The organism is Acinetobacter indicus (assembly GCF_009914475.1).
Classification (GTDB): domain Bacteria; phylum Pseudomonadota; class Gammaproteobacteria; order Pseudomonadales; family Moraxellaceae; genus Acinetobacter; species Acinetobacter indicus.
Map to the genome: position 1 here is coordinate 89,134 of NZ_CP045198.1, position 14,521 is coordinate 103,654.

General features: G+C 49.2%; 10 protein-coding genes. 7 read left to right on the forward strand and 3 right to left on the reverse strand.

Translation table 11 applies throughout. The features are described from left to right. The first annotated feature begins 210 nt into the window (after positions 1-210). The 5 genes from ppx to GA693_RS00910 are packed head-to-tail and all read left to right on the forward strand — an operon-like array spanning position 211 to position 5,333. Positions 211-1,731: an exopolyphosphatase gene (gene ppx, locus GA693_RS00890; RefSeq protein WP_160241596.1), complete on the forward strand. Its 1,521-nt coding sequence runs from the start codon at positions 211-213 to the stop codon at positions 1,729-1,731. Between the two features lie 33 nt (positions 1,732-1,764). Beyond that, on the forward strand, positions 1,765-2,589 hold the full coding sequence (locus tag GA693_RS00895; protein WP_045795976.1) for an acetyl-CoA carboxylase carboxyltransferase subunit alpha: 825 nt from the start codon (positions 1,765-1,767) through the stop codon (positions 2,587-2,589). After that, positions 2,526-3,875, forward strand: coding sequence for a tRNA lysidine(34) synthetase TilS (gene tilS, locus GA693_RS00900; RefSeq protein WP_160241595.1), 1,350 nt, complete (start codon positions 2,526-2,528; stop codon positions 3,873-3,875). Before GA693_RS00895 ends, tilS begins: the two co-directional genes overlap by 64 nt. Positions 3,876-3,905: 30 nt before the next feature. Further along, positions 3,906-4,736, forward strand: coding sequence for a pyrroline-5-carboxylate reductase (proC, locus tag GA693_RS00905; protein ID WP_005182498.1), 831 nt, complete (start codon positions 3,906-3,908; stop codon positions 4,734-4,736). Positions 4,737-4,763: 27 nt separating this feature from the next. After that, entirely contained in the window at positions 4,764-5,333 is a 570-nt protein-coding gene (locus GA693_RS00910; protein WP_005182501.1) for a YggT family protein, read from the forward strand. A gap of 139 nt (positions 5,334-5,472) precedes the next feature. Here GA693_RS00910 and polA read toward each other — a convergent pair whose 3' ends face one another. After that, complete coding sequence (gene polA, locus GA693_RS00915) at positions 5,473-8,235, reverse strand: DNA polymerase I (protein ID WP_160241594.1); 2,763 nt, start codon at positions 8,233-8,235, stop codon at positions 5,473-5,475. 162 nt (positions 8,236-8,397) lie between these two features. Here polA and GA693_RS00920 point away from each other — a divergent pair, with 162 nt between their 5' ends. After that, entirely contained in the window at positions 8,398-11,118 is a 2,721-nt protein-coding gene (locus tag GA693_RS00920) for a DUF2339 domain-containing protein (RefSeq protein WP_160241593.1), read from the forward strand. Between the two features lie 42 nt (positions 11,119-11,160). On the opposite strand, the gene GA693_RS00925 is transcribed toward GA693_RS00920, so the two are convergent. Beyond that, a complete protein-coding gene (locus GA693_RS00925; RefSeq protein ID WP_016659510.1) occupies positions 11,161-12,084 on the reverse strand; it encodes a mechanosensitive ion channel family protein in 924 nt (307 codons plus the stop codon). Between the two features lie 9 nt (positions 12,085-12,093). After that, the gene (locus GA693_RS00930; RefSeq protein ID WP_373683660.1) at positions 12,094-12,897 is read right to left on the reverse strand and encodes a hypothetical protein; all 804 of its coding nucleotides are present in this window, start codon (positions 12,895-12,897) and stop codon (positions 12,094-12,096) included. A gap of 123 nt (positions 12,898-13,020) precedes the next feature. Here GA693_RS00930 and gspE point away from each other — a divergent pair, with 123 nt between their 5' ends. After that, on the forward strand, positions 13,021-14,508 hold the full coding sequence (gspE, locus tag GA693_RS00935) for a type II secretion system ATPase GspE (protein WP_104472732.1): 1,488 nt from the start codon (positions 13,021-13,023) through the stop codon (positions 14,506-14,508). Positions 14,509-14,521 lie beyond the last annotated feature (13 nt).

The following is a 14,521-nucleotide window of genomic DNA, read 5'->3' on the forward strand; positions in this document are numbered from 1 at the left end:
AGCCATCTAGAACAATGTAGAGGAATATGTAAATTTTCGATCTTTCCTGTGAATTTGTCTAATTGATGCTCACGATGCTGATGATCGTGTCACACAATTGTCACATCTGCCGAAAATTTAAATACTCATCGAAATGTGCGCACAAATGGCTTTTAAATTGCATGTATGTGAATTACTCTAGGCACAATTCTGTATAGGTTTGTTTGAAGAATGTCTGATTTTTTAATTGATGAAGAGTTACTTGCAGCCATCGATATGGGGTCGAACAGCTTCCACCTGGCCATTGCCCGTGTGGATCATGGTGAAGTAAAAAAAGTGGCATCAATGTCAGAAAAAGTACAGCTTGCCGCTGGTTTAGATGAGAATAAAAATTTAACCGAAGCCGCACAGCAGCGCGGTTTAGCCTGTCTGGCACGCTTTGTTGGACGTTTAAGCGCTGTACAGCCGAACCGTTTACGTATTGTTGCTACCAACGCCTTGCGCCAGGCCAAAAACGGACATGAGTTTATTCAAAAAGCCGCAGAAATCTTGCCAAAACCAATTGAAATTATTGCCGGTCGTGAAGAAGCCCGCTTAATTTATCTGGGTGTGTCGCACACCATGGAAAACAGTGGTCGCCGCCTGGTGATTGATATTGGCGGTGGTTCAACCGAGCTGATTATTGGTGAAGAATTCGAACCTATTCATACCGAATCTTTACAGATGGGCTGCGTGGCCTATACCAAAGCCTTTTTCGCCGAAGGTGAAATTAACCATAAAAGTTTTGACAAAGCCGTGTTTGCCGCACGCAAAGAATTATCTACCATTGCCAATACCTATAAAAATGCCGGCTGGGATACCGTGGTCGGTTCAAGTGGCACCATTAAAGCCTGTCGCCAGATTACCGTGAATATGGGCTGGAGCAATGCCCAGGAAAATCTGACCCGTGAGGGCCTGGAAAAACTCAAAGATAAGCTGCTTAAATATAAGCATGTCTCTGAAATGGACTTTGACGGTTTAAAAGAAGATCGACGAGCAGTTTTGCCAGCCGGGATTGCGATTTTATATGCAGTTTTTGATATTTTAGATATTGATAAACTGGTTTATTCCGATGGTGCCTTACGTGAAGGCGTAATGTATGACCTGCTGGGCCGTTTCCAGCATGAAGATATCCGAGACCGCAGTGTGCAGGCGCTGATGGGCCGTTATAACGCCGATCCGAAACAGGCAGAACGTGTGGTCAAAACCGCGCAGTACCTGTTTGAAGGCGTAGCCGCGGAGCTGAAATTGACCAGCGATGACAGTGATTTACTGCGCCGCGCGGCCTATTTACATGAAATTGGTCTGGCGATCAGTCATGGTGGCTATCATCGTCATGGTGCTTATTTATTACAACATTCGGATATTCCGGGCTTTTCACAAATTGATCAAAACCATCTGTCGCATCTGGTTGCGCATCATCGCCGCAAGCTGCGTCAGGACGATAAAATTGATGTCAACAAGGTCGGTGGCCATAAATTAATGCATTTATGTCTGCTGCTACGCCTAGCAGTTTTAGTCAATCATAGTCGTAGCGATCAGATGCTTCCTGCCATTGAATTGAGTGTTCAGAATGCGCAACAATGGCAGCTCAGCGTTTCGGGTGATGCTAAACAATGGCCATTGCTTGTCGCTGAATTGCACGATGAACAAGTGCAGTTCAAGAATTGGGACATTGAATTAAAAATTCATTCGGAACAATTTGTCGATTAACGTTTTGGTTAATTTAGGGATAACAGTCGACTTATGAAAAATAAAGCTGCTCAATCAAAAGCATGGACAACGGTCCAAATTGCACGTCATCCAGAGCGTCCGCAATTCCTGGACTATGTAGGCGAAATTTTCACTGAATTTGATGCGTTGCACGGCGACCGTTTATTTGGTGATGATGGTGCAATGGTGGGTGGCTTGGCACGCTTCGATGGTCAGCCGGTCATGGTCGTGGGCCAGCATCGTGGTCGCAGTACCCGCGAGAAATTGCAGCACAATTTCGGCATGAGTAACCCGGAAGGTTACCGTAAAGCACAGCGTTTGCTGGATATGGCAGAACGTTTCAAGCTGCCGGTCTTTACCTTTATTGACACCATGGGTGCTTATCCGGGTGTGGGTGCAGAAGAACGTGGTCAGGCGGAAGCGATTGCTACCAGTCTTGCTCAATTATCGAACCTGAAAGTGCCGGTCGTGGCAACAGTTCTGGGTGAGGGTGGTTCAGGCGGTGCCTTGGGTATTGGTGTGGCGGACCGTGTGGTGATGTTATCTCACAGTATTTATTCAGTAATTTCTCCAGAAGGCTGTGCATCTATTTTGTGGAAAACTGCTGAAAAAGCAGAACAAGCAAGTGAAGCATTGGCACTGACTGCTGAAAAATTACAGCAGATGGGCATTGTTGAATATGTGGTTGATGAAGGTGAGGGAGCTCACTTGCAACCAGAAAAAGTCATGCAAGATTTAAAAGCCGTGTTAAAACAGGCTCTAGAAGAATTGCAACCGATGGATGCACAAGAACGATGCGAAGCACGTTACCAGCGTTTGATGAAGTTTGGCAGCGACAATTTAGGACTGGCGTCTTAACCCAGATTCAGTCTTTTCCAGAAGATACGCATTTTCTCATCGGATGTAGTGGCGGCATGGATTCCATGCTGCTGCTGCATCTGATGGCGTTTTTATGCCCGGAAAAAGTCCGGGCCATTTATATTGATCATCAATTACAGTCTTCCAGCCAGGCCTGGGGCGAATTTGTCCAGCAGCATTGTCAGGCCTTCAATATTCCGTGCATGATTCAAGCCGTACAGGTCGCCGAAGGCAATCTGGAACAGCAGGCACGCGCCGCACGTTATCAGGCATTTCAGCAGCATATTCAAACCAATGAGATATTGGTACTGGCCCATCATCAGCAGGATCAGGCAGAAACAGTGTTATTGCGCCTGTTTTCCGGTGCCGGTATTCCTGGCCTGGTGGCCATGAAAACTTTCGATTCACGCTCTGAGCTGTCAATCTGGCGGCCGTTATTGGCTTTATCGCGTGAGCAGATTCAGAGCTGGTGCCAGCAGCTTTCGGTTCCACATATTCAAGATCCGACCAATCAGGATATTCACTACGACCGGGCCTGGTGCCGGGAACAGTTGTGGCCGCTGTTAAACGCGCGCTTTCCCAAAATGCAGCAAAGCATTTGCCGCAGCAGCCAGCTGATGCAGGATGCCGAGCAGATTCTGACCGAAGTATTGCTGCAGGATTTAGCCAACTGTGGCGATGCCGAGCATCTGGATTTACACCGTATTCAGCAATTGTCCGAGGCGCGGCAACGCCAGTTACTGTCGTTCTGGATGAAAGGGGACAGCCAGTACCGGCCAAGTTTTGACATGGTGCAGCGTATTCAGCAGGAAGTGATTCAGGCCCGGGCCGATGCGCAAGCGGCTTTGCATTGCAACGGCTTTTATTATGTGCGCTATCAAAATGTCATTTACCGTCTGCCTCAGCTGGAATATTTGGCCAGTCAACAGGCCATCCCTGCGCGGGAACAGGTGTGCTGGCAGTTGGGGCAAACCCTAGATTTACCAGCCGGACAGTTTCAGTTGAATGCACCGCATCAGGTTGGTTTGTCTTTTGCATTACTCCAACAAGAATTGACTTTAAGTACGCGAGTGGGCGGAGAAAAAATCCATCTTCATGGACGTGTCGGGGCCTGGCCATTAAAAAAGGCGATACAGCAGGCACAAATTTTTCCCTGGAAGCGTCATACAATTCAAATATTAAGCAGAGATAATGTTATGCTAGGGGTTTTCACGCCAAAAGGGTTTTGGCTGGCAGATTCTGCCTATTGCGAACCGGATGGCTGGCAACCGACTTTAATCTCTTAACTATAAAGAACTCAACCAAGAGTGTGAATCATGAGTGCAGTGTTAAATTGTAATATTAGTTTTATTGGTGGCGGAAATATGGCACAGGCCTTAATTGGTGGCCTGATTGCACGTGGCATGCCTTCAACGCGTATTACAGTTGCTGATCCGGTCGAAAAAATCCGTTTGTTGCTTGAAGAAAAAGATGTACATGTGACCGAAGACAACCAGGCTGCCATTCGTGACGCCGATATTGTGGTGTTCGCAGTCAAACCGCAGGTGCTGGCCAGCGTGCTGCAACCGCTAAAAGGGCAGTTTGAAGGCAAACTGGTGATTTCGATTGTTGCCGGTGCAGAAATTGCCACCATTTCGGCATTGCTCGATACCGACCGTGTGGTGCGGGTGATGCCAAATACCCCGGCACTGGTACAAACTGGTGCGCATGGTTTATATGCGCATGATGCGGTCGATAGCAAAGACCGTGAATTGGCAAGTCAGGTTTTGGCTGCCACGGGTTTAACAATTTGGGTAAACTCTGAAGCGCAAATTGATGCAGTCACGGCAGTATCCGGTTCTGGCCCGGCTTACTTTTTCTATATGATGGAAAGTATGATTCGTGCCGGCAAAAACTTGGGCCTGGATGAAAAAGTGGCAACGGCTTTAACCTTGCAAACTGCGTTGGGTGCGGCACAAATGGCAATTACCAGTTCCAATACCCCGGCAGAGCTGCGTAAAAACGTGACCTCTCCAAACGGGACCACGCAGGCAGCGTTGGAAGTGTTTGACCGTGCGCAAGTGTCGCAGAATATTCAGGCGGCGTTGGCGGCTGCCAAAACACGCAGTCAGGAACTGGCTGCCGAGCTGAGTGACAGCATTAAATAAAGTATTTAATTTTAGGAACGTTCAAGTATGGGTGCAAATTCTGCGCTAATTTTTGGCATCATCATTAACGTAGCGATTTTGCTCGTCTTCTTCCGTTTTCTCATGCAGCTGGCTGCGGTGAGTCCTTATAATCCGGTGGTGTTGTCTACGATCAAGGCCACGAAAATTGTAGATGTATTTAGCCGTATTTTCCCGACCGTGGCAAAAGGCCGGGTGAATCTGGCGGCATTGGCGCTGCTGGTGGTGCTTTATCTGCTGAAAAATTACGGCATGATGTATTTAAACGGGGCGATGCCTAATGGCCCGGTACATCTGCTGATTCTCACCTTTGTGACCATGATTCAGGACCTGCTACGTTTCTGTCGTTACCTGATTTTTGCCACCATTATTTTAAGTTGGGTAGTGATGTTTACCCAGTCACGCGGGCCTTATATTGAAGTGATTCAGGAGCTGGCAGAACCTTTACTGGCGCCGTTTCGCCGGATCATGCCGAATATGGGCATGATTGACCTGTCTCCAATTCTGGCATTTCTGGCGTTATATATTGCTGAAATTCTGATGAACCAGGTGGCGATTGTTTTGCTGACCGGCTTCTAATAAATTCAGCTCAAGAAAAAAAGGACTCAATTGAGTCCTTTTTTATGGCTCAAGTTTTGAGGTGAAGACCTTGATATTTCGCCCAAGAGGCAAATGACCTTCAGCCCAGCCTTCCTCCGAGGAGGAAGGTGGAAAGACTTTAGTGTGCTTCATCCCAGTTCTGGCCTTTACCCACTTCGACCACCAGCGGAACAGACAGTTCAATCACCGACTGCATCACTTCGGCCAGTTTGGGTGCCAGTTCATCGGCGACATCGGCATCCACTTCAAACACCAGTTCATCGTGTACCTGCAGTAGCATTTTGGCCTGATCGCGTGGCAACATTTTGTCTACCTCCACCATGGCCATTTTAATAATATCTGCCGCAGAGCCTTGTAAGGGCGCATTAATTGCTGCACGTTCTGCTGCTTTACGCACCATCATGTTACGGGCATCAATATCCGGGGTATATAAACGGCGGCCGGTCAGGGTTTCAACAAAGCCTTGTTCCAGAGCCACCTGACGGGTGCGCTGCATATATTCATAAATGCCCGGATAACGCTGGAAGTATTGCTTGATATAGTTCTGCGATTCTTCCCGGGTAAAGCCCAATTGACGGATCAGACCAAATTCGGACATACCATATAACAGGCCGAAGTTAACCGCTTTGGCCTGGCGACGCTGATCCGGCGTGACATCTTCCAGGGCAATATTCAACACTTCTGCAGCGGTACGGCGGTGTACATCCTGACCATGATTGAAGGCATCAACCAGCGCGTCATCTTGCGAGAAATGCGCCATTAAACGCAGTTCAATTTGCGAATAGTCGGCAGCCAGTAACACGCGGCCTTCTGGTGCAATAAAGGCTTTACGAATTTGACGGCCAATATCCATACGCACTGGAATATTTTGCAGGTTCGGATCGGTCGAAGACAGACGGCCTGTTGCGGTCAGTGCCTGATGATAACTGGTATGCACGCGATGGCTGCTGCTATTAGCCTGCTTTTGTAAGCCATCGGTATAGGTACTTTTCAGTTTAGACAGACCGCGATATTCCACAATCAGGCTGGCAATCGGGTGCTCAATCTTTTCTAAAATACTTTCACTGGTGCTGTATTGGCCGGTGGCAGTTTTCTTGCCGCCTTTGATGCCCAGCTTTTCAAACAGGATTTCGCCAACCTGTTTGGGCGAGCTGACATTAAACGGCTGGCCGGCCAGTTCAATAATCTGCTGTTCCAGTTGCAGCATGGTATTGGAGAATTCTACGCCCAGCTGATCCAGGAAATTCAGATCCAGCTTGATGCCGTTTTCTTCCATCTGGGTTAGCACGCGTGCTACCGGCATTTCAATATGATGCAGCAGATTGCTTAGTTCCGGATGACGCTGCAGCTTTTCATTCAGCACTTCATACAGGCGATACGTCACATGTGCATCTTCGGCGGCATAATGCGCGGCTGTTTCAATCTCGATCTGGTTAAAGGTTTTCTGTTTGGCGCCTTTACCGGCAATCTGTTCATAGGTGGTGGTCAGGTGACTTAAATACAGACGCGCCACATCATCCATCCCATGACGGGTGGCGACAGAATTTAAGACATACGAGGCCAGCATGGTGTCAAAGTACCAGCCCTGTAAGTGAATACCGTGGTTTTCCAGCACATGTGCATCATATTTTAAATGATGGCCAATTTTTTCAACCGCTGGATTTTCCAGAATTGGTTTGATCTGCGCCAGCACTGCTTCACGGTTTAACTGTTCTGGTGCGCCGGCATAGTCATGCGCCAGAGGCACATAGAAGGCTTCCGTGGCATCAAAAGCCACCGAGAAGCCGACAATCTGGGCAATCCGATAATCCAGACTGGTGGTTTCGGTATCAAAAGCAAAACGTGTGGCGGTGCTTAAACGCTGGAATAGCGCATCCCAGTCTGCCGGGCTTAACACCGTATGATAGGTGGCTTCACCTAACTGATCTTCACTGCTGCTGAGCTGGGCCTGATCTTCAGTGGCAACTTCTGCGGTCGCTGGGGTTTGAGTAATGGCCTGGCTGACCTGTTTATAGCTGTTGCTGTTCGGGTTGTTCGGATGATCGAGCGACTGCAGCTGGTTCCGGAATTCCAGTTCGGTATACAGACGGCGCAATTCTTCGGTATTCGGATCGCACAGTTTCAGATCTGAAAAGGTCAGGCCCATGTCCAGATCGCAGACAATACTGGCCAGCTGATGGTCAATGGCAATGCCATCGACATTGTCTTTAATATTCTGGCCAACGCGTCCTTTAATCTTGTCGACATTTTCTAGAATGCCACCTAAAGAGCCGTATTCGGTCAGCAGTTTGGCGGCAGTTTTAGCGCCCACACCCGGTACGCCCATAATCCCGTCCGAGGCATCGCCCATCAGGGTCAGATAATCAACAATCTGATTCGGCCAGACGCCAAATTTCTCAAAGACACCCTGCACATCCATTGGTTTCTCTTTGAAGCTGTCTTCCAGCGTAACTTTGTCGGTCACCAGCTGAGCCATGTCTTTGTCGCCGGTGGAAATTAACACCTGATGACCTTCGGCTTCGGCGCGTTTGGCCAGCGTGCCAATAATATCGTCGGCTTCGGCACCCGGCAGCATATAAAGAGGAATCCCCAGTGCGCGAATTAAGGCGTGTAAATAAGGAATCTGCTGTGACAGTTCATCTGGCATACTTGGACGGTCACCTTTATAAATGGGTGACAGTTCGTGACGGAAGGTTGGTTCCGGGGTATCAAAAATCACCGCCATATGGGTGGGCTGGGTACGGCGCATCAGTTTCTGGATTGCGGAAATTGCCCCACGGATGGCGTTGGTATGTATACCGGTTGACGTGGTTAAAGGGGGTAAGGCGTGAAACGCACGAAATAAAAAATAAGACCCATCGACCAAGACAAATGGTGGCATTGAAAGTTTCCTAATCCAAAAAACCTGTTTATTGTACGTGATTTTACACACGCACGCTGAGTGATGATTGTATATGCAGGTTACCGAATATCTGATGAATATAAAATAAGCACTGTGCAAGTTGTTGTATGATCAGCACAATTAATAAAGGAATAAAACAAGATGCTGAGAGGGCAGAGCGAAATCCGCATGATCTGGTTGATGAGCCTGATGATTGTCGCCATCAGCGCGTGGTTTTTATCATTTCCACTGCTGACCTATGTCTGTGGTTTTGCGCTGCTGATGAGTGTCATGCACTATGTCGATGCTATTCAGCAACCGGCCCAGGCGCTAGGCGAACAAAGGTTAATTGCATTTCGTGCCACCTCCAAAGTGCCGCTGTATCTCTCCTCGATTATTGCCGTGGTCGGTGGGCTGCTGGATTGGGGCTGGATGATTGCTGCTGGCGCTGCGGCTTGGATTTTCTTTTTTCTGCGCTGGCTGCGGCGTCTGGAACAGTATTTGGGCCAGATTCAACAGGCCCAGCATTTTTTGCCGCAGCCGGCTTCTTCGGTACAGTCGGACATACCGCCTTTACCGTTTAGTGCAACAGCTGAAGCTGCACCAGCGCCCGCTCCCAATTTAGTCCAGCAAATCAAACACTGGATTTTTGAGGGTAATCCGGTGCTGAAAACCGCGATTTCTATTCTGGTGATCGGCATTATTCTGCTGCTGCGTTTTGCCACGGAACATTGGCAGCTGAGCCTGGCCACCAAACTGGCCATGGTCGCGCTGAGTAGTGCTGCCGTGACTGGACTGGGTTATCGCTTGCAGCAGCGCAATCGCAGTTTTGCCCTGGGGCTGGAAGGGCTCGGGCTGGCAGCCTTGTGTCTGACCTTATTCTTTGCCTATTACAATGCAATAATTCCAAACTTGCTGATTGCCAGTGGCTATTTTCTGCTACTAATGGGCCTGACGTTATGGCTGAGTTTAAGACAGCAGTCGGTTGAACTGGCGTTAATGGCCATGGGGATGGCCTATCTGGCGCCGTTTACCTTGCCGGTACGTGATGCAACTGCGCCTGAATTTATTAGCTATTATCTGGTGATTAATATTGCGGTGGCCGTGCTCAGCAGCCTGCGGCCATGGAAGTTTCTGAATCAGATTGCCTTTTTAATGACCGTGCTGGTCGGTGGCAGCTATGCCTTTGTGCATGGCAGCGATGCTGACCGCGACCTGATGACTGGGTTGATTCTGGCACATGCCGCTATCTTTATCTGGCTGGGTTTCCGCTTTAGCCAGTTATTGGCACAGCAGGACTTAGATAAGTTTAAGCTCAAGCCGGCGCTGGATATTGGGCTGATTTTTGCTGCACCGTTGCTGGCCTATAGCAGTTTATATGTGCTGCATTTTCAGGATACGGCCTGGCAGGCAGGGCTTAGTCTGCTGTTTGCACTGCTGTTCGCCGTGTTGTACCGATTGTCCAGACACCATCAAACGGTACAGCTAATTGCGCACAGCTATTTAAGCCTGACCTTAATTTTTCTGGCCTTAATTCCGCCGATTTTATTACCAGCTGAAAAAAGTGTTATGGGCTGGGCCATTGAAGGCCTGCTGATTTTCCTGTTGGGGCTGGTGCGGCAGTCCAAAATCAGTCTGTATCTGGCCATGGGCCTGCTGGTCGTGGCGGGACTGTCGAGTCTGTATTATCTGGTGGAGCTGATTGTATTTCCACGCGCCATGTTCTGGGTATTGTGCCTGAGTTATGTGGGCGTGGTGTTGCTGTCCAATAGCCGGCTGCAGTTTCAGCAACAACTTAGTAGCAGTATGATTGGCTTTCAATGTCTGCTGATGTTGCTGGCGACCACCATGCTGCTGGTGCTGCTCCAAGATGAATGGTCCGGCGAGCTCAGTGCGGTGCTGAGCCTGTTCAGCCTGAGTCTGGCCTATTGGGTTGTGAATGAAATCCTGTTACGCCGACAGGCCGGGGTGGCCTGGTTATTCAGCAAATGGTCGGGCCTGGTTCCCTTGCTGCTGTTTGCGGCAGGAATTGTCATGCTGCGGATGCAGCAGGGTAGTATTGTCTGGGCATCTTTCAATGAGCGGCTGTTGTTTGCCGGAGCTGGCATCATCCTCAGTCTGCTCTGGTTAAGGCCGCTTTTAGGTGTACGAACCGAAAAAGAATGGGTCAGTGCCGGTACTTTACTCAGTCTGCTACTGACCAGTCTGACTTTATTACCGCAGCAACCGTATATCAGTATGGTGATTTTACCGCTGCTGTTTTGCGGCTGGTGTTACTGGCAGGCACAGCCCGACTGGCAGATGTTCTGGCAGGCCCGAAGCAGTTTGCTGTTGATGCTGGCCTGGATGATCTGTTCGCAGCTGTTAAGCCAGCAGGCGTTTCATGGCTATCTGCTGCCCATCTTAAATCCTTTTGATCTGGTCAGCATCGCCATGCTGGTCGGCTTTTTATGGATGCTGTCGTTACAGGTTAAGGCCGGGCTGGACCGCAGTATGGCCGCAGTGTTGATGGTGCTGAGTTTATTGTGGCTGAGTAGCTATATTGTGCTGCGTGGCTTGCATGTCTATGTGGGTACACCGCTGAATGAACTGGCGCTGTGGCGTAATGGCACGGTACAACTGAGTTTGACTTTACTTTGGGTCAGCCTGGCATTTGTTACCATGAGCTGGGCCAGTCGCAAACAGCTGCGTTCGGTCTGGGTCCTGGGCGGCAGTATTCTGGTGGTTGTCAGCTTAAAGCTGGTGCTGTTTGATCTGTCGCATATTGGCACTTTAACCCGGGTGATTTCCTTTTTAGCCGCCGGTGCGGTGATGCTGATCATTGCCTATATTGCGCCAATGCCCGATCCAGAACAGCCAGTTGAACGGTCACCCTCTGAATAGAAAAAAGCCTTCTCTTGGTGGAGAAGGCTAATATTAAAAAATCTATTTTAAATCCGGTTCACGTTTCAGGGCTTTTTCATTGGCATATTGATCAATCTCTGCATTTTCCAGCGGTCGAGACAGCGGATGATCGACAAAGCCCATTTTCGGTACCGGAATTTCAATCTGGTTATCGACAAAGCCATTACGAATCCGTTCCTGCATTTCATCACGTACTCGCAGGAAATTTTCCTGCTGGCACCAGATCGCAAACAGCAGTTCAATTGAGGATTCTCGGAAGGCAGTTACCGTCACCGCAGGTTTCGGATCGGCCAGCACCAGCGGATATTTATTGGCCACATCCAACAGCACTTCACGTACCTTGATAATATCTTCATGAAAATTAATGGCCAGAGTAATTGGAATCCGCCGGATCGGGAATTTGGACAGGTTGTGTACCGGCGCCCGAATCAGCTGTTCGTTCGGTAAACGCACATACACGTTGTCCTGGGTGAGCAGTTTTACCGAGAGCAGGTCAATCGAAATCACTTCACCTTCTACGGTATGACCACGAATGAGGGTAATCTGGATGGTGTCACCCACTTCAAAGGAACCTTCACCAATCAGGAACAGACCGCTGATCAGGTTGGAGGCCGAAGTTTGTGACGCGAAACCCAACGCCACGGTTAAGATACCGGCTGCACCCAGGAAGACACTAAGTTTAAAACCGGCTTCTTTCAGGCTGGCCATCACAAAAATCAGGAAAATAAAATAGAAAATCCCGCGACGCCAGACCAGACTCTGATGCGCATTAAAGCGTTTACCAATGGTGCGGATAAAGGCATTAGAGACAAACCGTGCCACCAGAAAGCCTAAGAAGCACAGCACCAGCGCCACCAGAATTTCAGTCAGGCGCTCGGTGTTGATATTGGTGAAAATCCCTTTCAGGCTATTGGTAATTTCTTTAGGGATATTGGAATCGGCCATGTCTACTCCCTAGAAGAATGAATCAAACATATTAAATAACGCCCCCGCGGTTTCACGTGGCGGATGCACATAAATCACTTCACCGGCATGCGGTGGGGTACGGTTTTCAATTCGTACCCGTGGTGGCCGGTCAGAGCCTTCGTGCAAGACTTTAATTTGGGAGGTCCATAAACGTCCGGTACTTTCACTAAAAAATAGCGGCAGTGCCGGCACCGGTACATTCATCCGGTCAAAGCGCAATTGCTGGTTGCTGATATTATGAAACTCAATAGGCGTAATGGCACGAAAAGCGCGCGGGCGTAGCTGGTGCAGCTCGGTCCGGCCATCCACCGCGGTGGCATAACAGATTTCGCCATAACGGTGATTCGGTCCAAACCAGGTATCTTTGGGCAAAATCACCGGCAAATCAAAAATCGGCTCGCGCTGACCATCGACAAAACCGGCAATCCATAACGGGGTACTAATGTACAGCGTGCCACGCTGGCCAGCCGGAATATAAATTGGATCGACCGGTTTAATCACCACTGAACGGTCTGCCAGACGTGGCATCAGCTGGAGTTTGTTGGTGGTCGATTTGAACATGTAGCGTTCAATTTGCACCGGCTGCGGAAAGGAAAAATTCGGGTCATTGATGCGATGCCATTGCTGTTCATAGTCATACTGCACCTGCGGACGATGATATTCCAGACGCCACTCCTGCATGCCGCGTGTTAAACGAAACAGCAGGGAGCCAAATTGCCAGGCTTTGGGCTGATGCAGTTCAAACTCGTGTTCGCCCCACCATTTTAAATCGGGCAATTCATCATGATTCAGTAATTCATTCGGATGCGGCAAGGGCGTCTTCCTTTCAATTTAAAACCCTAAAAACAGACTTCACGCTGTCATAAGCTTAGAGTACACTCAAATGAGATTTTTTCATCATTATTATAATCGCTGATGCAAGTACTTAAACAATTACAAATTCCCTATAGTTTTGCAAAACGCCATGGCGTGCTGATTCGCTATGAGGGGGATCATGCTTTTATCGTGCGCCGTGAAAATACGCCGCTGCTGGCCATTCAGGAAGCACGCCGTTTTCTCGGGCATCCGGCCCAGTTCCAGTTATGTACCGATCAGGAATTTCATCAGCTGTTAAGCAGCAGTTTTGCCGGCGATACCGGGGAATCACAGCAGGTTGCGGCAGGTCTGGAAGATCATCCGGATTTACTCAGTCTGGCCGACTCGGTACCTGAAGCCGAAGATTTAATGGACCAGGAAGATGATGCGCCCATTGTCCGGCTGATTAATGCACTGCTATCCGAAGCCATTCGGGTCGGTGCGTCGGATATTCATATTGAATCGTTTGAAAAACGCTTATCGGTGCGTTTGCGGGTAGATGGACAATTACGTGAAATTGTACAGCCGCGTCGTGAGCTGGCGCCGTTACTGGTATCGCGGATTAAAGTCATGGCCAAACTGGATATTGCTGAAAAACGCATTCCGCAAGATGGCCGTATTTCGCTGCGACTGGCGGGCCGTGAAGTCGATGTACGGGTCTCAACCTTGCCATCTTCGCATGGTGAACGGGTGGTAATGCGTCTGCTGGATAAACAGGCCGGACGGCTGAACATGACCCATTTGGGCCTAATGCAAAATGATTATGACCGGCTAAAACAGCTGGTGCATCGTCCGCATGGCATTATCTTGGTGACTGGTCCAACCGGTTCGGGGAAAACCACCACCTTGTATGCAGCACTGTCGGACCTGAATGATGGCTCGAAAAATATTCTGACCGCTGAAGATCCGATTGAATATCAGCTGGAAGGGATTGGGCAAACCCAGGTCAACACCAAGGTCGATATGACTTTCGCCCGTGCTTTAAAAGCCATGCTGCGTCAGGACCCGGATGTGGTAATGGTCGGGGAAATCCGTGATCTGGAAACCGCAGAAATTGCGGTACAGGCTTCGCTGACTGGTCACCTGGTATTATCGACCTTGCACACCAATACTGCGATTGGCGCCGTAACCCGTTTAAAAGATATGGGCATTGAACCTTTCCTGCTGTCCAGTTCCCTGATTGGTGTGATTGCGCAGCGTCTGGTCCGAACCTTGTGCGCGCACTGCGCCACCTGGCATGATGCTGATGACTTTGAAAAAGAACTGTTTAAACCTGTCAGCAGTGCAGAGGTATTGCGCCTGCCGAAACCGAAAGGCTGTGAGCAGTGTGCGCATACCGGATTTACCGGTCGGACCGCCATTTATGAAATTGTGCCGGTAGATGATCACATGCGTCGCCTGATCCATGGCAATGCTGCAGAGTATGAACTGGAAAACTATGCGCGCCAGCAATCCGGTTCGATTCGTGAAGACGGTTTGCGTAAGGTGCTGGCCGGTAAAACCACGGTCGAAGAAGTATTACGCGTCACCAATGAAGCAGCAGACTAGCAGATTTGCAGAG